This window comes from Aestuariimicrobium sp. Y1814, assembly GCF_050113895.1.
In the GTDB taxonomy this organism is placed as follows: domain Bacteria; phylum Actinomycetota; class Actinomycetes; order Propionibacteriales; family Propionibacteriaceae; genus Aestuariimicrobium.
The window spans coordinates 145,338-167,574 of sequence record NZ_JBNJRW010000003.1; the positions used below are offsets into that span (position 1 = coordinate 145,338).

A 22,237-nucleotide genomic window follows, 5' to 3' on the forward strand; every position below is an offset into this window, starting at 1 on the left:
GCCGTGGACACGAGCGTCCTGCCGGCGATGACGACGTTGGGCACGCTGATCCGGTTCTTCTCCGTGGTGCCCATGGGGCAGCGTTAACCATGTCTGGGGACAGTCGTCAACTATGTGGTGGAACAGGGCACTTCGCCCCGACCAACCTCCCTGTGCAGGCTCATCCTGTGCAGGCTCATCCCGACGGCGGCTGGTACGGGGGCTGCCCGTACCCCTGCTGACCGGGGTCCACGCTCTGGCCCGGGTGCCCGTAGCCCTGCTGGCGATATCCCTGCTGGCCCGACGGGTCATACCCCGGTTGGCCGGGCTGCCCGTACCCCTGCTGCCCGTACCCCTGCTGCCCGGGCTGCTGGTAGCCCTGCCCGGTGGGGGACTTCTTGCCGCCGAGGTCGTCGAAGGCCTTGTTGATGCCCCGGGCGGCCTTCTTGCCCCAGGCCCCCAGCCATGCCTTGTTCTCCCCGCTGAACCCCTGGCGCATCCGCTCACCGGGGGTCAGCTCCAGTGACCGGCTGACCTTCAGCGCCGCCGGCACGAAGGCCGTCGAGTCCCCGGCGGACAGGATCCGGACGGCGCGCGCGGTCCAGTTGCCCTGGTCGTCGCCGCCGGTCCACGCCAGCACCGTCACGGTCCGGGTTGCCCCGGCCTCGGTGTACTGAGCATCGAGTTGGGCGGCGGAGTCCCAGGTGAAGTTGATCGCCCCGTCGTCGCGCTGGGTGCGCAGCCAGTCCAGCATCTCCTGCGAGGGCTGCTGGTTGGTGATCTCGAAGCCCTCCTTGGAGCCCAGGTTGTAGTTCAGGTAGGTGGTGGCCCACTGTTCGGCCGGCGCCGGGTCCAGCGTGGCGGCCTGCGGGTTGGTCGACGGCGCCCCCGGGGCCACGAACCACGGGATGTCGGGGTCGGCCGTGATGATCGTGGTGGCCTGGTCAGGGCTGGTCGTCACCGCCCAGCGGACGAAGCTCGACTGCCCCGTCTGGCGCTGCTGCAGGTCACGGAACCATCCGCGGGGTACCTGCACGGTGAACGCATTGCCGGGGCTGGTGGCCAGTTCCCAGCCGTGCGGGTTGTTCGGGTGCGGGGGAGCCCCGGGGTCGGCGGGGTTGGGCATCTGGGGTGGAATCGGCGGGCTGGACATGGGGTCCTCCGTGGTGGTCTGTGCGGAACTCGCTGCGGGGCTCGCGGCGGAGTTCGATGGCTGTGGGGGAACTGCCTGGTCAGCATTCTCCCCGTGATGGGGTCGAGCCTCGCCAAGGGCATCGGCGATCGTCCGGACGACCCAGGTCGGTGCCGGCACCTGGTCGCGCTCGGCGGCGGCGCGGACCTGGTCGGTGAGGTCTTTGTCGAGACTCAACTGCAGTGGCTCACTCATTCGTCCGCCGGCCTCAGCGCTGGATCGGGGTCTCGTACCAGTCGTCCGGGTTGATCCCCGGCACGTCATGGATGTCCTGGTGGTTCTCCAGGCCGATGAACCGCTCCTGGTACTCGTTGTAGTAGTACTTGTCGGGCCCGGCCTCGACTTGGTGCTCCCAGCCCGAGCGGTCCACCACCGTCTCCTGTTCCTTGATCATGTTCAGGAAGTTGCGGTGGTCGTCGGGCCCACCACCACCGGCGCCGTAGGTCGGGGCCTCGCGCAGCCCCGACATGTAGGACGAGTGGCTCGCGTCGCTGGCCGCCTGCTGCTGCCGCCAGCTCTGCACCCCCGCATCGAAGGTCTGCTGCCGCTCGGCCAGCGACTGCTGGAAGGCCGCATTCTGGGCGGACATGTTCCGCATCCGCTGGTTGTGCGCGGCGGTCATCGCCGCAGAGTTCGCCGCGATGTTCGCCATGGTCGCCTCGTGCTGCTGCTGGCGTTGCACGCGTTCCACGTGAGCCGCCTGTTCACCCTGCGATGTGAGCTTCATCGCGGCGTTGATGTGCAGGCAGGCGGGCACGAACCCCGCCGCATCACCGCTCGAGACGATGTGCATCACCTGGGGAACCCACCCCATGCCCAGCCCGACGGTCGACACCACGGCCGCCAGCGTCATCGGGGTGCTGTCGCGGACGAACTCTGCGCGCACGTAGGCGGCGTCGACGAAGCTGGGCTGGATCTGCCGCGCCACCAGGCCCTGCTGGACGGCCTGGCCGAGCTCGGGCAGGGGAGCGCTCCCGGTCACCCGGAAACCGGGCAGTTTGCCGTAATGCTTGGTGAGGTAGGCCCCACCGAACCCGGCGGCCGACTTGTCCTCACCGCGCAGCAGGCTGCCGAACCCGGGCATCCGCAGCCCTTCCTGCGGGTCGTTGCCATGGATGGTGGTGGCCCCGTCGGGGCTGGTGGTGGTGAAGGTCGAGACCTGCCCGCCCGGGCCCTGCGCCACCGTGGCCTGGTGGTGCCACCCGCGGGGCAGCGGCACGGTGAACAGGCCCCGGGGGTCGCTCACCTCCTCCCACGCGTCCGGCGAGCCGAGCCCCTGCGCGCTGTACGAGGGTGCCTTGGACGACGGCTCGGTGCCGCGCTCCAGCCGCTCCCGGACGACCTGCTGCATCCACTCCTGCGCCGAGAGGCCCGCCGCCTCGGCGGTGGACCGGACGGCGGCGGCCAACTCGCCCGACAGGGTGAGGTTCAGCGAGTCCTCGGACATGAAAACAGCATTACCCATCCGGGGCTCGAATGCCAGAGCTCAGGCGCGGCAGCCTCACGTACCATGGCAGCCATGGTCTGGACATCACGGCCCCGCTGGGGCACCCTGGGCGCCGCCGCGCTGGTCGTCACCCTCGTCGCGTCCGGGTGCACGTCGTCGGACGAGGACGTCACCGGCACCCCGGTCCAGATGACCACGCAGGCCAGCATCCCGGCCACCGAGGCAGTGCCGACCACGCCGGATGCCCCCGCCACCAGCGAGGCCCCGACCACCAGCCCCGCCACCACCAGCGCCCCGCCGGCCACGGCCACCGACCAGCCCACCACGGTCTCCACGCAGACCACCGGGTTGACCGGGCATTCGCCCGACCCCACCGACGGGTCCCGGACCAAGCAGTACGGCGGGGTGACCACCTACGCCGACAACTCCGCGATCCGGGTCGACCCACCGCAGCCGTTCACCCCGACCGGGGGAGCGCCCGGCAACCACGTCGTGGTGACCATCACCGTGATCAACAACTCCCCGTCGGCAGCACCCATCGACTTCTGGTGGATCACCGGCCTGGTCGACGGCCAGCCCGTCGAGCCGGTGACCGACTCGTCCCAGGGAGTGGGGATGCCCACCGGCGACCTCGCCCCGGGACAGGAACGCAGCTTCAAACTCGCCTTCCCGAAGCGGGCTGACCAGAAGTTGACCCTCGAGGTGGTCTGGCGCGACGGCTACCCGTTCACCTACGAACCCTGAGCCGGGAACCCGGGAGCCCCGAGCGGTGTCCTCCGCGGCTTCGCGTGAACCGGCCCGTTCTGGCATACTTGGGGCGCGCCGCGTGCCGACCAGCCGCGGCCCTGCGGATGTAGCTCAATGGTAGAGCCCTAGTCTTCCAAACTAGCTACGCGGGTTCGATTCCCGTCATCCGCTCCACTGGCCCCGCCCCGGCGGGGCCTTCGCGTTCCCGCAGGCCCCTTCGTCCTGGTGCCACCCTGGGTGCAGGAGGCCCGCTGCTTTGGTGCACATGGCGCGCATCGCTAGGATTGTCCGGTCAGCCCTGCCGCGGGCGCCGCTTGGTGGTGCCCGCTTGACTGGTCGGGCCACCCCGTACACCCGTACACCATCCAGGAGAACACGTGCCCAGCACCCTTGAGCAGCTCAGCCCGACCCGGGTGAAGCTCACCATCGAGTTGCCCTTCAGCGAACTCAAGCCGGCCCTCGACAAGGCCTACCAGGAGATCGGCGGCCAGGTCACCGTCCCCGGCTTCCGCAAGGGCAAGGTGCCTGCGCGTGTCATCGACCAGCGCTTCGGTCGTGGTGCTGTGCTCGAGCAGGCGATCAACTCCGCGCTGCCCGAGGCCTACGCCTCGGCCGTCGAGGAGCACAAGCTCGTCCCGCTGGGCCAGCCCGATGTCGATGTCACCAAGCTCGAGGACGGTGACCTGGTCGAGTTCACCGCCGAGGTCGACGTGCGCCCCGAGTTCGACCTGCCCGACTTCTCGGCCGTGAGCGCCGAGGTGCCCGTGCTCGAGGTCGCCGACACCGAGCTCGACGATCGCCTGGAGACCCTGCGCCAGCGCTTCGCCACCACCACCGAGGTCGACCGGGCCGCCGCCGAGGGCGACGTGGTCACCCTTGACCTGGTCGGCAAGCAGAACGGTGAGCTGCTCGACGAGGCCAGCGCCAATGGCGTCACCTACAAGCTGGGTGCCGGCGGCATGCTCGACGGCCTCGACGAGGCCGCCACCGGGCTGAAGGCCGGCGAGACCGCCACCTTCACCTCGACCCTGGTGGGTGGCGCCCACAAGGACGAGGAGGCCGAGATCGAGCTGACCGTCACCAAGGTCGCCGAGCAGGAACTGCCCGAGCTGGACGACGAGTTCGCCCAGATGGTCAGCCAGTTCGACACCGTCGAGGAGATGAAGGCCGACCTGAGCGACGCCATCGTCCGCCAGGCCCGCCTGAAGCAGGCCACCGACGCCCGTGACAAGGTGCTCGAGGCCGTGCTCGAGCAGACCGACTTCGAACTGCCCGAGGCCGTCGTGACCGCCGACTTCGAGGCCCGCCAGCAGCAGATCAACACCCAGCTGGCCCAGGCCGGTCTGACCCTGGAGCGCTACCTGGAGGAGGCTGAGGAGGAGGCCAACAACGCCGAGGACTTCTGGGCCACCATCCAGAAGCGTTCCCTGGACGCCCTGCGCGCCCAGGTCGTGCTGGACAAGCTGGCCGACGAGGACGAGATCGGCGTCGAGCAGGAGGAGCTGACCCAGCTCATCTTCAGCAAGGCCGCGCAGTCGGGCAGCACTCCTGAGCAGGAGATGCAGCACATGATGGAGCACAACCACACCCAGGAGTGGATGCTCGAGGTGCGCCGCAACAAGGCCCTGACCAAGATCGTCAACGCCGCCAAGATCACCGACGCCGACGGCAAGGTCATCGACCTGACCAAGCTGGGCCAGGACGGCAACCTGGTCAACGAGGACGCCGAGGACGAGGCCGCTGAGGCCCCGGCCCCCAAGAAGTCCGCCGCCAAGGCTTCGGCCGCCGACGCCCCGGTCGTCCCGGCCAATGTGAAGCCGACCAAGTCGACCAAGAAGGCCAAGGACGACGAGGCTGAGGACGACGAGGCCTGATCCTCCCGGTCTGACACGTCAGGACTGCCGCATCCCCGATGGGGGTGCGGCAGTTCTGCTTCCCGGGGGGTGGTCGGGGCATCTGCCAGTATTGTCGCGTGTGGGTCGTCCGCAGGGCGGGACCCGGGGAGATGAGGAGCTCGATGAGCCAGATCGGTCGATGGGTCAAGGGTCTGCTCGGTGGCCGTGCCGCCGAGGAGCAGGCTGCTGCGGCGACGGCAGGTGCGGCCGCATCAGCCGCTCGTCCTGCCGGTGACGGCGCCCCCGTGGCGGCGAGTTCCGCCGACGTACCGCGCCCCGCCTCCTCGTCCGGGTCCGCCAAGAGCACCGAGGCGAAAAAGCCCGAGCCCAAGAGCCTGACCACCGCGAACCCCGAGGCCCGGAACCCCGAAGCCCGGAAGTCCGACAACGGGGCCACCTCGGCGAAGAGCCCCGACAACGGCGGCACGGCGAAGCGCCCGGCGGCCAAGGCCGCAGCCCCCGCCGGTGCGATGACCTCCTCGCGGTTCCTGCCGGTCGTGCTCGGCATCTCGGGGATCGGGCTGTCGCTGTGGATGATGCATGAGTACTCCAGCTTTGTCGCCCCGATCTTCTTCGCGCTGAACATGATGATCACCGCCTACCCGCTGTACCGCATCCAGCGCCGCTACCGGGTGCCCACGGTGATCGCGGTGCTGGTCACCGGCCTGACCGTGATCGCGCTGCTGGCGCTGTTCCTGTTCGGCATGTATTGGGCCGTGGCGGCGATGGTGCAGAAGCTGCCCGACTACAACTCCCAATTCGCCGCGATGTACACCGACACCATCACCTGGCTGGCCGGCCTCGGCCTGTCCGAGGAGATGCTGCGCGACCAGGTGATGAGCATCGACCCGTCCCAGCTGGCGGGGGTGGTCTCCGGGGTGCTGGCCAGCATGGGCAACGTCGGCACCCTGCTGGTGGTCATGATCACCGCCTTGATCTTCATGCTGATGGACACCCCGCAGATGCAGGAGCGCCTCGACATCGCCTCACGCAACCACGGCTCGTTCATCGGGGCGCTGGGCAACTTCGCCGTCGGCATCCGCCGCTACTGGATCGTCACCACCGTGTTCGGGTTGATCGTGGCGGTCCTCGACCTGGCCGTGCTGATCGGGCTCGGGGTGCCGCTGGCGCTGGTCTGGGCCGTGTTCAGCTTCCTGACCAACTACATCCCCAACATCGGTTTCGTGATCGGCCTGGTGCCGCCGGCGCTGCTGGCCCTGGTTGACTCCGGCCCGCGGACTGCGATCGCGGTCGTGGTGGCCTACTCGGTGCTGAACTTTGTCGTCCAGTCGATCATCCAGCCCAAGTTCGCCGGCAATGCGGTCGGCCTGACGCCGACCCTGTCGTTCATCTCGCTGATGTTGTGGACCGCCGTGCTCGGCCCGCTGGGCGCACTGCTGGCGCTGCCGATGTCGCTGCTGGTCAAGGCACTGCTGATCGACCCCGACCCGCAGTCGCGCTGGGTGAACGCGTTGATCTCCTCGCGACCCCAGGATGCGATCAGCGCCGAACCGGTCGAGGAGCCCGAGCTGGCGCTCGGCAACGACTGAACCACGCGACGCCTCCAGCGAACAGTGGCCCATCCACTCAGGAATTGTCGGGGGGACCGGGTAGGTTCTTCTACGTGAACATTCCAGACAAGACCATCCAGGCTGCAGCCGGCGGTGCAGGCTTCGGGATGACCGACAGCGTCTACCAGTCCCTGCTGGCCAATCGCATCATCTTCCTCGGGTCCGAGGTCAAGGACGAGAACGCGAACGCGATCTGTGCGCAGATGCTCCTCCTCAACGCCGAGGACCCCGAGAAGGACATCTTCCTCTACATCAACTCGCCCGGTGGGTCGGTCGACTCCGGCATGGCGATCTTCGACACCATGCAGTGGATCTCGAACGACGTCGCCACCGTGGCCATGGGCCTGGCTGCCTCGATGGGCCAGTTCCTGTTGTCGGCCGGCACCCCCGGCAAGCGCTACGCCCTGCCGCACAGCCGCATCATGATGCACCAGCCCTCGGGTGGCCTGGGCGGTACCGCCTCCGACATCCGCATCCAGGCTGAGCAGTCGCTGCACATCAAGCGGACGATGGCGCAGCTGATCGCCGAGCACACCGGCCAGACCGTCGAGCAGATCGAGGCGGACTCCGACCGTGACCGCTGGTTCACCGCCGAGCAGGCGCTGGAATACGGGTTCATTGACCATGTCTACGAGCGCGCCAGCATGATCAAGACCGACGCCCCGAACCAGTGAGGAACCCTGCCATGACCATGCCACTCAACTTCGGTTCCCCCGTGCCCGGCGCCCCCGGGGGAATGGCCCCCCAGGGCCCCTCGATGGACTACTACATCCCCCAGTGGGAAGAGCGCACCAGCTACGGCGTGCGCCGCGTCGACCCCTACACCAAGCTGTTCGAGGACCGCATCATCTTCCTTGGCACCCCGATCACCGATGACATCGCCAACGCGGTGATGGCGCAGCTGCTGTGCCTGCAGTCGATGGACGCCGAGCGCCAGATCTCGATCTACATCAACTCACCCGGTGGCTCGTTCACCGCGCTGACCGCGATCTACGACACGATGCGCTACATCAAGCCCGACGTGCAGACCGTGTGCCTGGGCCAGGCTGCCTCCGCGGCGGCCGTGCTGCTCGCGGCCGGCACCAAGGGCAAGCGGTTGGCGCTGCCGAACTCCCGCATCCTGATCCACCAGCCGGCGACCGAGGGTGGCTACGGCCAGTCCTCCGACCTGGAGATCCAGGCCAAGGAGATCCTGCGCATCCGCTCCCTGATGGAGAACATGCTGGCCAGCGACACCGGCCAGCCGCTGGAGCAAGTCACCAAGGACATCGAACGCGACAAGTACCTGACCGCCGAAGAGGCCGTCGAGTACGGCATCGTCGACGACATCCTGACCTCGCTCAAGGACATCTGAGAGTCCACTCAGGATCTGTCCCTTGTTGGGGGTTGCTTCCTCGGCGGCAACCCCCAACGGGTTAGGGTTGAACCCACCTGACCCGTTCGCACATCTTCTGGAAGGAGGCGCCAATGGCTCGCGTTGGTGAGACCAGTGACCTGTTCAAGTGTTCTTTCTGTGGGAAGAGCCAGAAGCAGGTGAAGAAGCTCATCGCAGGACCCGGCGTCTACATCTGCGACGAGTGCATCGACCTGTGCAACGAGATCATCGAAGAGGAGTTCTCGGAGGCCACCGACGTCGGCCAGCTCGAGGAACTGCCCCGTCCCCGCGAGATCCGTGACTTCCTCAACGAGTACGTGATCGGCCAGGACGACGCCAAGCGCGCCCTGGCGGTCGCGGTCTACAACCACTACAAGCGCGTCCAGGCGCAGAGCTCCGACACCCCCCGCCGCGCCGAGGAGGATGCGGTCGAGCTGGGCAAGTCGAACGTCCTGCTGATCGGGCCGACCGGCTGCGGCAAGACCTACCTCGCCCAGACGCTGGCCAAGAAGCTCAACGTGCCCTTCGCGATGGCCGACGCCACCGCGCTGACCGAGGCCGGTTACGTCGGTGAAGACGTCGAGAACATCCTGCTGAAGCTGATCCAGGCGGCCGACTTCGACATCAAGAAGGCCGAGACCGGCATCATCTACATCGACGAGATCGACAAGGTGGCCCGCAAGGCCGAGAACCCATCGATCACCCGCGACGTCTCCGGTGAGGGCGTGCAGCAGGCCCTGCTGAAGATCATCGAGGGCACCGTCGCCTCGGTGCCCCCGCAGGGTGGGCGCAAGCACCCCCACCAGGAGTTCCTGCAGATCGACACCTCGAACATCCTGTTCGTCGTCGGCGGCGCGTTTTCGGGCCTGGAACACATCATCGGCCAGCGGGTCGGCAAGCGCCCGCTCGGGTTCAGCAACTCCGACGAGGACCGGTCGATCAATGAGGACGACCTGATGTCGCAGACCACGCCGGAGGACCTGCACCAGTTCGGGCTGATCCCCGAGTTCATCGGACGACTGCCGATCATCAGTACCGTGCGTCCGCTCGACAAGGAATCGTTGACCCGCATCCTGGAGGAGCCGCGCAACGCGCTGGTCAAGCAGTACCGCAAGCTGTTCGAACTCGATGGCGTGCAACTCGACTTCACCCCCGAGGCCATCGAGGCCGTCGCCGACAAGGCGCTGGCCCGGGGCACCGGCGCCCGTGGCCTGCGGGCCATCCTCGAAGAGGCACTGCTCGACGTCATGTTCGAGGTGCCCAGCGAGTCCTCGGTCGCCGGGGTGCTGGTGACCGCCGAGGCCATCATCGGTGAGGCCAAGCCGACCCTGGTGCCGCGGGCCAAGCTCGCCCAGCGGGGCGACCTGTCGGCCTGATCGCCATGACCATCCGGGTGGCGGCCGTCCAGGTGCGCAGCACCAGCGACCCCGCCGAGAACCTCGACATCATCGCCGAACAGGCCCGGCAGGCGGTCGACCAGGGTGCCCGGCTCGTGGTCTTCCCCGAGGCGATGATGGCGAACTTCACCACCCGCCTCGCCCCGGTCGCCGAACCCCTCGACGGGCCCTTCGTGCAGGTGGTGACCGGTATCGCCGCCGACCTGGGTGCCTGGCTGGTGGTCGGCATGTTCGAGCCGGCCGGCGACGGTCGGGTCCACAACACCGTGGTCGCCACCGACGGCCATACCCTGCACCACTACCGCAAGCTGCACCTGTACGACTCGTTCGGGTCGAAGGAGTCCGCCACCGTCGCGCCGGGCAGCGAACTGGTCACCTTCGAGGCGCTGGGCACCACCATCGGCCTGGCCACCTGCTACGACGTGCGCTTCGCCGACCAGTTCGCCGACCTGCGCCGGGCCGGGGCAGAAGTCATCTGCCTGCCGGCCTCCTGGGCGCCGGGCGTCGACAAGGTCGACCAGTGGGAACTGCTGGTGCGTTCGCGCGCCATGGACGCCCAGGCCTTCGTCGTCGGTGCCGACCAGTCGGGTGACCCGTCGGCGACCTCGCGCGCCCCGCTGGGAGTGGGCCACTCCCTGGTGGCGGGCCCACTGGGCAAGGTGGTGGCCGCCCTGGGGGCTGCTGACGGGGTGCTGGTCACCGACATCGACGTCGACCTGGTGGCCCGGGTGCGTGAGGCGATCCCGCTGGGCTGAGCGGCCCGGCCTCGAAAACGCGGTGCTGGACGGGCGCCATTCGGGGCATGGGGTCGATAGGCTGACCGGGTATCCGGCATATCGTCGGTCCATTCCGCCCGACCGCACTCGTCCTTAAGGAAGTCCCGTGGAGAAGACAACCCCGCCGATCGTTGCCACTGACAGCATCAAGAACGTGCCCCAGCTGGTGCGCCGCCGCGTGGAGTTGACGCCGAACAAGGTGTCCTTCCGCGTCCAGAAGGACCAGGCCTACCACGATGTCACGGCCGCCCAGTTCCTCGATGACGTGGTCGCGGTCGCCAAGTCGTTCATCGCGGCGGGCATCGGCATCGGCGATCGCGTGGTCATCATGTCGGCCACCCGCTACGAGTGGACCGTGTGCGACTTCGCCGCCCAGTTCGCCGGCGCCGTGCCGGTGCCCATCTACGAGACCAGCTCGCAGGACCAGGCCGCGTTCATCCTCAAGGACTCTGACGCCAAGCTCGCCTTCGGTGAGACCGGCCGCCACGTCAAGCTGCTGCAGGGTGCGCTGGAGGCCCAGAACATCGAGCTGCCCGGTCGGCTGTGGCGCATGGTCGACGGCACCGAGAACACCCTCGAGCAGTTCCGCGCCCTGGGCGTCGACGTCACCGACGAGCAGCTGGCCGAGCGGGAGAACTCCGCCGAACCCGACACCATCGCCAGCCTGGTCTACACCTCCGGCACCACCTCCGACCCCCGCGGCGCCGCCATCACCCACGCCAACCTGGCCCACCTGGCGGTCAACGTCGTCGAGTCCGTGCCCGAACTGATCTACGACGGCGCCACCACCGTGCTGATGCTGCCGCTGGCCCACATCCTGGCCCGCTTCGTCCAACTGGCCACGTTCTGGGGTGGCACCACGATCACCCACGTGCGTGACGCCAGCCGCGTAGTGGCGATCCTCAAGGCCCAGCAGCCGACCTTCATGGTGGTCGTGCCCCGCGTCATGGCCAAGGTACTGGCCGCCGTGCACAAGTCGGCCGAAGAGAAGAAGATGGGCAAGGTCTTCAACCGTGCCGAGCAGGTCGCCGTCGACTGGGCGCTGCACCTCGAGGCGCAGGAGGCCGGCCGCGACAGCAAGGCCGGGTTCGCGCTGAAGGCCCAGCACGCCCTGTTCGACAAGCTGTTCTACTCCAAGATCCGCGAAACCCTCGGTGGGCGCCTGAAGTACATGGTCAGCGGCGCGGCCCCGCTCGACAAGCGACTCGGCCTGTTCTTCCGCGGCGTCGGGGTCAACGTCCTCGAGGGCTACGGCCTGACCGAGACCACCGCCCCGATCACCCTGAACTACCCCGGCCAGTCGGTGGTCGGCAGCGTCGGCACCCCGGTGCCCGGGTCGACCGTGCGGATCTCGCCCGACGGTGAGATCGAGCTGAAGGGCATCGGCGTGTTCGCCGGCTACCACCACGCCGGCGACGGCGCCGCCTTCACCGAGGACGGGTTCTTCCCCACCGGTGACCTCGGCAAGCTCGACGCCGACGGGCGCCTGTTCATCACCGGCCGCGCCAAGGACATGATCCTGACCGACTCGGGCAAGAACATCTCCCCGCAGCGCTGGCAGGGTGTCGTCGAACGTGGGGGACTGGTGGCCCAGGCCGTCGTCGTCGGCGACCGTCGCCCCCACCCGGCTGCCGTGCTCGTGGTCGACCTGCCCTCCCTCAAGGAATGGGCCAAGGCCAACAACCGCCCCGACCTCGAGAGCAAGTGGGAGACCCCGCCGGCGGTGCCCGGTGAGAAGATCACCGACCCGCAGCTGCTGGCCGCGATCCAGGCCGTGGTCACCGACGCCAACAAGGGCGGCAGCCACGCCGAGCGCATCGACGACTGGGTCGCCCTGGTCGCCGACGTCTCCGAAGAGGCCGGGCTGGTGACCGCGACCATGAAACTGAAGCGCTCCAAGTTCATCGACGCCATGGCCCCGGTCATCGACGAGCTCTACGCGGGCAGCAAGAAGAAGTCCTGACCGGCGCCGACCTGCCCCGGGCTCAGTCCTGGGGCAGGTCGGGGCCGAACCCCGAGGTGATCACCTCGGTCAACAGGTCGGTGGTGCGCTGGCGCAAATGCCGCAGCTTGCGCTGCCCGTCCCGCCCGGGCAGCGCCTCGACCAGCGGCAGCTTCTCGCGGATGGCCGTGGACTCCTTCAACCACCTGGTCGCCTCGTCGGCGGCCGTGGGGTCACCGGCGGCCTTCAGTGCGTACTCGTCGATCAGGTCCAGCTGCTTGAGCAGCCGGGCCTGCGGGGAACGCATCCGGGTGGTTTCGCGCAGCTTGTCGCCCAGGCCCTTGACCGCGTCACTGACCCGCCCGTCCTTGTTGAGCGCATCCCACGCCTCGAAGGCGACCTTCGCGCCGGTGACGATCGCCGTGCTCAGGGCCGCGGCCTTCTTGACGTCCAGTTTCTTGGCCATGGTGACAGCCTAAACGTCACTGGGTCGCGGCGAGCTCCACGTCGACGCCCAGGGCCCCCCCGCGTTCGTCCCAGGACGCCTCACCGGTGATCCGGCCCACGGCGCGCAGGTCACCTTCCACCAGCTGCAGCCGGGCCAGCGACTCGGCCGGGCCGTGGAAGAGCGCGCGGGTGACCTCGGTCTTCATCGAGACCTTGGCGGTCGACTTTGCGCCGCGCAGCCCGATCAGGGCAGCCTCCACGTCACCGAGCAGCGCTACCTCACCGCCCGAGGGCAGTTCGGCCGCAGTCGGCCACGACGCGTGGTGGATGGAGCTTTCATGACCCCACGACCAGACCTCTTCGGTCACGAACGGCAGGAAGGGGGCCAGCAGGCGAAGCATCACGTCGAGGGCCAGGGTCAGGGTCGCCACCGCCGAGCGGGCCGGTTCGTCCCCGCGGGCACCATAGGCGCGTTCCTTGACCAGCTCGAGGTAGTCGTCACAGAACGACCAGAACGCCGACTCGGCGGCCTCCAGGGCGCTGGTGTAGTCGAACTTCTCGAAGGCTGCGGTCGCAGCGTCCACCGTGTCGGCCAGTGAGGCCAGCAGGGCCAGGTCGACCGGCTCGACGATGTCGGACGCTGAGGTTGCCCCGACCTTGGTGGTGATGTCGCCCAGCACGAACTTCGAGGCGTTCAGCACCTTCATCGCGAGGCGTCGTCCGACCTTCATCTGGGTCTCGTCGAACGGTGAGTCCATGCCCGGGCGAGCCATCGCCGCACGCCAGCGCACCGCGTCAGCCCCGTACTTGTCGAGGATCTCGGTGGGCACCACCACATTGCCCTTCGACTTCGACATCTTCTTGCGGTCGGGGTCGACCACGAAGCCCGAGATGGTGGCCCGCTTCCACGGGGTCACCTGGTGCTCGAAGTTCGAGCGGACGACCCGGCTGAACAGCCAGGTGCGGATGATGTCGTGGGCCTGCGGGGCCGCGTCCATCGGGAAGGTCAACCGGAACAGTTCCTCGTCGCGCTCCCAGCCGCAGGCCAACTGCGGGGTCAGTGACGAGGTGGCCCAGGTGTCCATGATGTCGGGGTCACCGATGAAGCCACCGGCCTGCCCACGCTGGGACTCCTCGAAACCTTCGGGAGCCTGCGACTGGGGGTCGACCGGCAGCGCGGACTCCTCGGCCACGATCGGGGCGGAGTAGTCCGGCTCACCCTGGTCGTCCAGCCGGTACCAGACCGGGAACGGCACACCGAAGAACCGCTGCCGGCTCACCAGCCAGTCACCGTTGAGCCCACCGACCCAGTTGTCGTAGCGGTGGTGCATGTGCTCGGGGGTCCAGATGATCTCGTTGCCGCGTTCCAGCAGGGTCGCCTTGAGAGCCTCGTCGCGGCCACCGTTGGCGATGTACCACTGCCGCGTCGAGACGATCTCGAGCGGCTTGTCGCCCTTCTCGTAGAAGTTCGCCATGCGCTGGGTCGGCTTCGGCTCACCGTCCAGGTCACCGGTCTCACGCAGCTTGGCCACGGTCAGCTCGCGGGCGGTGAAGGTGGTCTTGCCGGCCACCTCAGCCCAGAACTCGGAGTTGACCAGCCACTCGGGGATCTCGGTCTGCAGGCGACCGTCGCGGTTGATGACGGTGCGCATCGGCAGGTTGAGCTCACGCCACCAGGTCACGTCGGTCAGGTCACCGAAGGTGCAGCACATCGCGATGCCGGCACCCTTGTCGGGCTCGGCGGCGGGGTGGGCCAGCACCGGGATCTCCACGCCGTAGATCGGGGAGGTCACGGTGGTGCCGAACAGCGGCTGGTAGCGCTCGTCGTCGGGGTGGGCGATCAGCGCGACCACGCTGGGCACGAGTTCCGGACGAGTGGTCTCGATCCACACCGGTGAACCGTCCGGCGCGCGGAAGGCGACCCGGTGGTAGGCACCGGGGTACTCCCGGGCCTCCAGCTCGGCCTGGGCGACCGCGGTCTGGAAGGTGACGTCCCACATGGTCGGCGCCTCGGACAGGTAGGCCTCACCACGGGCGTGGTTGCGCACGAACGCCAGCTGCGCCACCCGCTGGGCTTCGGGCGAGATGGTGGTGTAGACGAGGTTCCAGTCCACCGACAGGCCCACCCGGCGCCACAGGTCCTCGAAGACCTGTTCATCGACCTGGGTCAGCTCGTGGCACAGCTCGATGAAGTTGCGCCGGCTGATCGGCACCTGGCGCTTCGGGTCCGGCTTGGCCGGGGGAGTGAAGTCCGGGTCGTAGGGGATCGTCGGGTCGCAGCGCACGCCGTAGAAGTTCTGCACGCGACGCTCGGTGGGCAGGCCGTTGTCGTCCCACCCGATCGGGTAGAAGACGTGCTTGCCCTGCATGCGCTGGTAGCGCGCCACCAGGTCGGTGTGGGTGTAGCTGAACACGTGGCCCACGTGCAGCGAGCCCGACACGGTCGGCGGGGGAGTGTCGATCGAGAACACCTGGTCGCGGGTGCCCGGCCGTTGGAAGGCGAAGGTGCCGCGCTGCTGCCACTTCTCGGCCCAGGCTACCTCCAGGCCCTCGAGCACCGGCTTGTCGGGCACACGGGGGGAGGACGGGTTCTGGGCGAGGTCAGTCATGCGCCCAAGACTAGTGAGTCAGCCCCGCGGGGTTGAAATCAGGAGTTCGCGGCGTCCTCGATGGCCTTCTTCCAGGCGTCGGTGTTGGCGTCGAGCACGCGCCACCAGTCGGTCATCCGACCATCACCCTCGACCTGGGGGTTCTTGCCGTTGACCATGATGGTGGGGGTGCTGGTCACCCCGTTGCGGCCGGCGTTCTCGTTGACCTTGTCGACGAACTGGGCGGTGGCGTTGTCGTCGTAGCAGGTCTTCCACGCGTCGAAGTCGGCGCCCTCGAGACCGGCGTCCTGGGCGATCTGGCCGTCCATCGCCGAATCGGTGTACAGCTGGCCCTCGCCCTGCCGGTTGAACGCGGCGTTGTGGAACTCCCAGTACTTGCCGCGGGTGTCGGCGCAGGCGGCACCCACGGCGACCCGCCGGGAGTGGTCATTGTTGAGCGAGGGCTGGTCGTCCATGAACGTCATGGTGTGCACCTCAAGCTTGAGGAAGCCCTCGTCCATCAGGGCCTTCCAGGTCTCGCCGTAGATCTCCTCGGTCTGCTTGCAGACCCCGCACTGGTAGTCGACGTAGAGGTTCAGCGTGTACTGGGCGTTCGCGCCGGTGTCGGGGTTGGCGAGGATGGCGTCTTCACCGATGGCGTTCGGCGGGGCGATCTGGGCGGCGGCCTCACGCTCGGCCTGCTCCCGCTTGGCGGTCTGGTTCTGGATGACGACCACCGCCACCACCGCGATCACTGCCAGCGCCAGCACACCGGCGACGATTCCGCCAATCAGGGTGTTGCGCCGCTGCCGCTTCTGCTCGGCCTCACGCTGGGCCGCCAACCGCTCACGACGGCTGGCCTCACTCGCCTTCGTCTTGGCACGGGAAGAGGTCGGCTTGGCCTTCTTGTTGCTCATCGCTCACTGTTCCTTGGTGGTTGCGGTTGCGGTCGGGACGACGGGGTCGTCCGCGTCGAGGTCATCGTCATCGAGGTCATCGGAGTCGAGGTCAGCGGGGCCGCCGAACAGGACCTGGTCGACGGCGAAGGCGCTGCGTGGTCGCACGACGAGCCACACGCCGGCTGCCAGGAACAGCAGGTCGCGGGCGATGTCCTGGGGGTACTGGGTCTCTTCGGGTTCGACGATGCCGCCGCTGCCGAAGCAGCCGCAGTCGATGGTCAGGCCCCGGGCCCAGGCCGAGGCGATCCCGATGATGAAGGCGACCATCAGCAGCGAGCCGAGCAGGCTCGTCCAGCGGGTCAGGAACCCGGCCATGATCATCAGGCCGAGAATGATCTCGAACGGTGGCAGCGCGTAACCGACCCACTTGGCCAGGTCATAGGGCAGCAACTGGTAGGCGCGCACCGACTGCACACTCAGCTCGAGGTTGCCGATCTTGGTGAGCCCGGCGATGAACAGGGAACCGCCGAGCACCAGCCGTGCCAGCAGCCCGACCCAGTCCTTGATGCCATGGCCCCACACCTCAGTCGTCACAGTGTGAGCATACCCAGCGCCCGGCGCGCTGCCCGGTCGGCCCCCGTCCCCCGGGCAGCGGACGAGGCAGCTGGGCGAAACAAAGTAGTCTTGCCCCACCATGGCAACCCACGAAGAGATCACCGCGCAGCTTGTCTCGCGCTGGCCCGAGAACCGCGTCGCCCCCAGCCTCGGCCGCATCCAGGCCCTGTGCGACCTGCTCGGCAACCCCGAACGCAGCGCCCCGGTCATCCATCTCACCGGCACCAACGGCAAGGGCAGCACCGCCGCGATGATCGACGCGCTGCTGCGCTCCCAGGGGCTGCGCCCCGGCCGCGTGTCCAGCCCCCACCTGGTCGACATCACCGAACGGATCTGCATCGACGGTGAACCGGTCAGCGACGAGGTCTTCGACGAGGCCTGGGAACAGATTGAACCGCTGGTGGCCATGGTCGACGAACAGCTGATCGACGGCGTCGCGATGACCTTCTTCGAGGTGATGATCGGGTTGTCGTTTGCGATCTTCGCCGACGCCCCCGTCGATGTGATGATCCTCGAGGTCGGCATGGGCGGCACCTGGGACGCCACCAATGTCGCCGACGCGCAGGTGGCCGTCATCACCCCGATCGCGCTCGACCACACCCACCTGCTGGGCCGCACCATCGCCGAGATCGCCGCTGAGAAGGCCGGCATCATCAAGCCCGGCGCCACCGCCGTGATCGCCGCCCAGGACCCCGAGGCCGCCGCCGTGCTGATGGCCCGGGTCGCCGAGGTGGGCGCGCTGCCCGTGCTCGAAGGCCCCGGCTTCGGCGTGCTCGAACGCCAGCGCGCCGTCGGCGGGCAGCTCCTGCGCCTGCAGACCGGCGCCGGACCGGTCGGTGACATCCACCTGCCGCTGCACGGCGAACACATGGCCGACAACGCCGCCCTGGCCGTGGCCGCCGTCGAGGCGCTGATGGGTGGCACCGCGCTCACCCCCGAGGTCATCGTCGACGGCCTGGCCGCAGTGCAGGCCCCGGCCCGGCTCGAACTGATCCGCCGCTCACCGGCGATCGTGCTCGACACCGCCCACAACCCCCACGGTGTGCGCGCCACCCTGGCCGGTGCCGCCGAGGCCTACGGCTTCTCACCCATGATCGGTGTGGTCGCGATGATGCGCGACAAGGCCGTCGACGAGGTGCTCGGGCTGCTGGCCGAGGTGCTCGACCAGGTCGTGGTGACCAAGGTGGCCTCCACCGACCGCGGGGTGCCCGTCGATGAGCTGGAGGACATGGCCCAGGGCGTCTTCGGCGCCCAGCGGGTGGAACGGGCCGACACCATGGCCGCCGCCCTCGAGCGGGCGGCAACCCTGGCCGACCAGGCCGGGCCCAGCGCCGGGGTGCTGGTGGTCGGCTCGGTGATCGCCGCCGGTGAGGCGCGGGCGATCCTGCTGCCCGGCCGCGGCGACGAGCAGCGCGAAGCCGAACACGATGCCCTGCTGCGGGTCGGCCCGACGCGCGCCGACATGGGGCTCGACGATGCCGAGGAGACCTGGTGATCCTGCGATCCGACAACCCGATGATGCGGGCCCTGGTGATGACCCTGTGGTTCGAGGTCATCGTCTTCTGGCTGGCGCTGCCCGGCATGCTGCTGGTCGACCACCGCGACACCACGCTCAGCATCGCCGTGGTCACCGCCGGGTCGGTGCTGGCGATCGCCGCCGCCCGCGGGGCCAAGAAGGGCTGGGGCCAGTGGCTCGGCTGGCTGGTGCAGGTCGCCGCCCTGGCGATGGGCTTCATGACCTCGATGATGTTCGCGGTCGGGGTGGTCTTCGCGCTGATCTGGGTGATGTGCATCGTGCTGGGGCGCCGGCTCGAAACGCAGGCACCCGGCCAATCCCACTAGGCTGACGCCCATGACGCAGACTTTCAGCGCCCAGAACGGGTCCCGCACCCTCGTCCTGCTCAAGCCCGACGCCGTCGAGCGTGGCCTGACCGGGGCGATCCTTGATCGCTACCTGACCAAGGGGCTGCGGCTGGCGGCACTGGAACTGCGCCACGTCAACCAGGCGCTGGCCTCGGCCCACTACTCCGAGCACGTCGGGCGCGACTACTACCCGACGCTGATCGACTTCATCACCTCCGGCCCGGTGGTGGCGATGGTGCTCGAAGGTGAACGCGCCATCGACATCGTCCGCCTGATGAACGGCGCCACCGACTCGGCGACCGCGGCCCCCGGAACCATCCGTGGGGACTTCTCGATCTACTACCAGCGCAACATCGTTCACGCCTCGGACTCCCCCCAGACGGCGGCCCGCGAGATCGGCATCTGGTTCCCGAACCTCTGAGCGGTCCACCTGTGGCGCGCGTCACGTATTCTGTGCGGTGATGAGCACGATGACGCAGCCCGAAACCCTCTTCCCGAAACTGGAGCCGCTGCTGGCGCAGGTCAGCAAGCCGATCCAGTACGTCGGCGGCGAGCACAACTCCGTGCGCAAGGACTGGAACTGTGGCGCCCAGGCCGGCCACGAGACCGTCCGCTGGTGCCTGATGTACCCCGACGCCTACGAGGTCGGCCAGCCGAACCAGGGCGTCGCGATCCTCTACGAGATCCTCAACGAGCGTGACTGGATCCTGGCCGAGCGCACCTACTCGGTGTGGCCCGACCTGGCCCGGCTGATGCGCGAGCACGGCATTCCGCAGTTCACCCTCGACAGCCACCGCGCGGTCGGCGAGTTCGACGTGCTCGGCCTCAGCTTCGCCACCGAACTCGGCTACACCAACATGCTCGAGGCCATCGACCTGGCCGGGCTGCCGCTGCACGCGACCGAACGCCGTGAGCACGACCCGATCGTGCTGGCCGGTGGGCACGCCGCGTTCAACCCCGAACCCATCGCCGACTTCATCGATGCCGCGGTGATCGGCGACGGTGAAGAGGCCTCACTGCTGGTCAGCGAGATCATCCAGGAGTGGAAGGCCGAGGGTCGTCCGGGGGGCCGCGACGGGCTGCTGCTGCGGCTGGCCTCGACCGGTTCGGTGTATGTGCCGAAGTTCTACGAGGTGACCTACCTGGGCGACGGGCGCATCCAGCGGGTCGCGCCGACGGTGCCCGAGGCGCCCTTCCAGGTGCGCAAGCACACCCTGATGAACCTGGACGAGTGGCCCTACCCCAAGAAGCCGATCGTGCCGCTGGCCGAAACCGTCCACGAGCGCTACTCGGTCGAGATCTTCCGCGGCTGCACCCGTGGTTGCCGCTTCTGCCAGGCCGGGATGATCACCCGCCCGGTGCGTGAACGCAGCATCGAGACGATCGGGACGATGGTCGCCGAGGGCCTCAAGTCGACCGGCCTCGAAGAGGTCGGCCTGCTGTCACTGTCGAGCGCCGACCACTCCGAGATCGGTGAGGTCACCAAGCAGCTGGCCGACCGGTACGAGGGCACCAACGTGTCGCTGTCGCTGCCCTCGACCCGGGTGGACGCCTTCAACATTGACCTGGCCAACGAGCTGTCGCGCAACGGTCGCCGCTCGGGGCTGACCTTCGCCCCCGAGGGCGGCTCGGAACGCATGCGCAAGGTCATCAACAAGATGGTCAGTGAGGACGACCTGATCCAGACCGTGGCGACGGCCTTCGGCAACGGTTGGCGCCAGGTCAAGCTGTACTTCATGTGCGGCCTGCCCACCGAGACCGACGAAGACGTGCTGGCCATCGCCGACATGGCCGCCCGGGTGATCGAGACCGGACGAGAGGTCGCCGGCACCCGCGACATCCGCTGCACCGTCTCGATCGGCGGGTTCGTGCCCAAGCCGCACACCCCGTTCCAGTGGGCGGCGCAGACCTCCGCCGAGGTGGTCGACGACCGGCTGCACCAGCTACGCGACAAGATCAAGGCCAACCGCCTCTACGGCAAGGCGATCGGCATGCGCTACCACGACGGTCGTCCGGGCATCATCGAGGGACTGCTGTCGCGCGGCGACCGCCGGGTCGGCCGGGTGATCGAACAGGTCTGGCGCATGGGCGGCATCTTCGACGGTTGGAGCGAGCACTTCAGCTACGACCGCTGGGTCGAGGCGAGCCGGGTCGCGCTGGCCGATGAACCGGTGGACCTGGACTGGTTCACCACCCGCGAGCGCGACTACGACGAAGTGCTGCCCTGGGACCACCTGGACGCCGGCCTGGACCGTGACTGGCTGTGGGAGGACTGGCAGGACGCCCTCGACGAGACCGAGGTGGACGACTGCCGCTGGACCCCCTGCTACGACTGCGGGGTGTGCCCGCAGATGCAGACCGAGATCCAGATCGGGCCGACCGGTCGTCCGCTGTTGCCGTTGAGCGTGGTCGGTCGCGACCTCAGCTGAGGTTGCGGGGGCGGGACGTCGCGCAGCGCCCGGTCGCGCGCGGCGACTGAGAGTTGGCCATGAGTTGGCCGAGGAGCTATTGCTGTAACAGCGTTTCTCCAAGAATGGGGGCAGGCCGCCGCAATGTCGGGGCAGCCCCTGAGGAGGAAACATGTCCACCCGTTTGCTTGCCCTCGTGGCCGGCCTCACCCTGGTTCTCGCCGGCCTCGTCGCGCCATCGACGGCGCATGCCGCGAGCTGGAACTCCAACTACGTCGCCCTGGGCGACTCCTACGCCTCGGGCACCGGACTGGCCGATGCCGCCGGTGCCTGCCTCACCTCGTCGGGAGCCTTCCCGCACCAGTTGAACAAGAAGGTCGATTCGCTGGCCTGTTCCGGCGCCAGTTCGGCCGACCTGGCCGGCCAGATCGCCGCCGCCAAGCAACTGTCACCGGCCAAGAGCCTCAATGGTCAGCGGGTGCTGTTCCGCGCTCAGCAGGTCTCGCTCACCCTGGGCGCGAACGACCTGGGCTGGACGCAGGCCCTGCTCGGCTGCCTGGCCAACCCGTTGGCGTGCGAGACGCTGCTGGGCGGGGTGGTCGCAAACCTCAACGGCCAGGAGGTTCGGACGGCGAACAGCATCGCTGCCGTGCGGCAGGAGGCCCCGAAGGCGAAGATCTTCGTCACCGGCTACCCGAGGCCGTTCGACCCGGCGGGCCCGGCCTGCGTGGTCGGCAACCTCGGCGGAACCGACATCGTCCTGCCAGCGGCCCAGGCCGCGCTCATGGACAGCATCATCGCCTCGTTGAACGCGCGCATCGCCCAGGGGGTCGCCCTCTCGGGTGACCGCAACGTGGTCTTCGTCGATGTGGCCGCCGAGTTCTCGGGGCATGGGCTGTGCCGGGGCGCGGACGCGTGGGTCAACGGCATCGTCCCCAGTGGGGCCTTGACCCGCACCCTGCACCTGAACAGCGCAGGTGAGCAGGCCTACGCGAGGGTGCTGCGGGCGGCCCTGAAGTAGCCCGAGCTGTCGCCCGGACGACGGGCTCCGCGGGTGACTCCGCACTGCTGCCCCAGCGGCAGCAGTGCGGAGCGG

General features: G+C 68.5%; 19 protein-coding genes and 1 tRNA gene. 14 read left to right on the plus strand and 6 right to left on the minus strand.

The features are described 5' to 3' along the window. Positions 1–175: 175 nt before the first annotated feature. Complete coding sequence (locus ACQE3C_RS04800; RefSeq protein ID WP_434538042.1) at positions 176–1,366, minus strand: hypothetical protein; 1,191 nt, start codon at positions 1,364–1,366, stop codon at positions 176–178. Positions 1,367–1,379: 13 nt separating this feature from the next. After that, on the minus strand, positions 1,380–2,618 hold the full coding sequence (locus ACQE3C_RS04805) for a hypothetical protein (protein ID WP_434538043.1): 1,239 nt from the start codon (positions 2,616–2,618) through the stop codon (positions 1,380–1,382). A 72-nt stretch (positions 2,619–2,690) separates the two neighbouring features. On the opposite strand from ACQE3C_RS04805, the gene ACQE3C_RS04810 reads away from it, so the two are divergent. From ACQE3C_RS04810 to ACQE3C_RS04850, 9 genes are all read left to right on the plus strand, one after another. Next, entirely contained in the window at positions 2,691–3,362 is a 672-nt protein-coding gene (locus ACQE3C_RS04810; RefSeq protein WP_434538044.1) for a hypothetical protein, read from the plus strand. A gap of 103 nt (positions 3,363–3,465) precedes the next feature. After that, a tRNA-Gly gene (locus tag ACQE3C_RS04815) sits at positions 3,466–3,539 on the plus strand. Positions 3,540–3,742: 203 nt separating this feature from the next. Beyond that, positions 3,743–5,239, plus strand: a complete 1,497-nt coding sequence (gene tig, locus ACQE3C_RS04820; protein ID WP_434538045.1) for a trigger factor — start codon at positions 3,743–3,745, stop codon at positions 5,237–5,239. Between the two features lie 143 nt (positions 5,240–5,382). Then, the gene (locus ACQE3C_RS04825) at positions 5,383–6,810 is read left to right on the plus strand and encodes an AI-2E family transporter (protein WP_434538046.1); all 1,428 of its coding nucleotides are present in this window, start codon (positions 5,383–5,385) and stop codon (positions 6,808–6,810) included. A 128-nt stretch (positions 6,811–6,938) separates the two neighbouring features. After that, positions 6,939–7,505: an ATP-dependent Clp protease proteolytic subunit gene (locus ACQE3C_RS04830; RefSeq protein ID WP_434538233.1), complete on the plus strand. Its 567-nt coding sequence runs from the start codon at positions 6,939–6,941 to the stop codon at positions 7,503–7,505. Positions 7,506–7,522: 17 nt separating this feature from the next. Beyond that, positions 7,523–8,185: an ATP-dependent Clp protease proteolytic subunit gene (locus tag ACQE3C_RS04835; protein ID WP_434538234.1), complete on the plus strand. Its 663-nt coding sequence runs from the start codon at positions 7,523–7,525 to the stop codon at positions 8,183–8,185. A 113-nt stretch (positions 8,186–8,298) separates the two neighbouring features. Continuing rightward, positions 8,299–9,582 (plus strand): ATP-dependent Clp protease ATP-binding subunit ClpX, encoded by a 1,284-nt coding sequence (clpX, locus tag ACQE3C_RS04840; protein ID WP_434538047.1) that lies wholly within the window; start codon positions 8,299–8,301, stop codon positions 9,580–9,582. A 5-nt stretch (positions 9,583–9,587) separates the two neighbouring features. Then, on the plus strand, positions 9,588–10,358 hold the full coding sequence (locus ACQE3C_RS04845) for a carbon-nitrogen hydrolase family protein (protein WP_434538048.1): 771 nt from the start codon (positions 9,588–9,590) through the stop codon (positions 10,356–10,358). Positions 10,359–10,485: 127 nt separating this feature from the next. Further along, on the plus strand, positions 10,486–12,342 hold the full coding sequence (locus ACQE3C_RS04850) for an AMP-dependent synthetase/ligase (RefSeq protein WP_434538049.1): 1,857 nt from the start codon (positions 10,486–10,488) through the stop codon (positions 12,340–12,342). Between the two features lie 22 nt (positions 12,343–12,364). Here ACQE3C_RS04850 and ACQE3C_RS04855 read toward each other — a convergent pair whose 3' ends face one another. The 4 genes from ACQE3C_RS04855 to ACQE3C_RS04870 are packed head-to-tail and all read right to left on the minus strand — an operon-like array spanning position 12,365 to position 16,822. After that, complete coding sequence (locus tag ACQE3C_RS04855; protein WP_434538050.1) at positions 12,365–12,787, minus strand: hypothetical protein; 423 nt, start codon at positions 12,785–12,787, stop codon at positions 12,365–12,367. A gap of 16 nt (positions 12,788–12,803) precedes the next feature. Continuing rightward, the gene (valS, locus tag ACQE3C_RS04860; RefSeq protein WP_434538051.1) at positions 12,804–15,377 is read right to left on the minus strand and encodes a valine--tRNA ligase; all 2,574 of its coding nucleotides are present in this window, start codon (positions 15,375–15,377) and stop codon (positions 12,804–12,806) included. A 38-nt stretch (positions 15,378–15,415) separates the two neighbouring features. Next, the gene (locus tag ACQE3C_RS04865) at positions 15,416–16,273 is read right to left on the minus strand and encodes a DsbA family protein (protein ID WP_434538052.1); all 858 of its coding nucleotides are present in this window, start codon (positions 16,271–16,273) and stop codon (positions 15,416–15,418) included. Positions 16,274–16,276: 3 nt separating this feature from the next. Then, positions 16,277–16,822 carry a DoxX family protein gene (locus tag ACQE3C_RS04870; RefSeq protein ID WP_434538235.1) on the minus strand — a complete coding sequence of 182 codons (546 nt, stop codon included), beginning with the start codon at positions 16,820–16,822 and terminating at the stop codon, positions 16,277–16,279. Positions 16,823–16,949: 127 nt separating this feature from the next. Between ACQE3C_RS04870 and ACQE3C_RS04875 the strand changes: the two genes are divergently transcribed. The 5 genes from ACQE3C_RS04875 (at position 16,950) to ACQE3C_RS04895 (ending at position 22,162) form a co-directional block, all read left to right on the plus strand. Then, entirely contained in the window at positions 16,950–18,365 is a 1,416-nt protein-coding gene (locus ACQE3C_RS04875; protein WP_434538053.1) for a bifunctional folylpolyglutamate synthase/dihydrofolate synthase, read from the plus strand. Continuing rightward, positions 18,362–18,712, plus strand: a complete 351-nt coding sequence (locus ACQE3C_RS04880; RefSeq protein WP_434538054.1) for a DUF4233 domain-containing protein — start codon at positions 18,362–18,364, stop codon at positions 18,710–18,712. The genes ACQE3C_RS04875 and ACQE3C_RS04880 overlap by 4 nt, the downstream gene beginning before the upstream one ends. A 10-nt stretch (positions 18,713–18,722) precedes the next feature. Then, positions 18,723–19,154: a nucleoside-diphosphate kinase gene (ndk, locus tag ACQE3C_RS04885; RefSeq protein WP_434538055.1), complete on the plus strand. Its 432-nt coding sequence runs from the start codon at positions 18,723–18,725 to the stop codon at positions 19,152–19,154. 49 nt (positions 19,155–19,203) lie between these two features. After that, on the plus strand, positions 19,204–21,162 hold the full coding sequence (locus ACQE3C_RS04890; RefSeq protein ID WP_434538236.1) for a TIGR03960 family B12-binding radical SAM protein: 1,959 nt from the start codon (positions 19,204–19,206) through the stop codon (positions 21,160–21,162). 151 nt (positions 21,163–21,313) lie between these two features. Next, complete coding sequence (locus tag ACQE3C_RS04895) at positions 21,314–22,162, plus strand: SGNH/GDSL hydrolase family protein (protein ID WP_434538056.1); 849 nt, start codon at positions 21,314–21,316, stop codon at positions 22,160–22,162. Positions 22,163–22,237 lie beyond the last annotated feature (75 nt).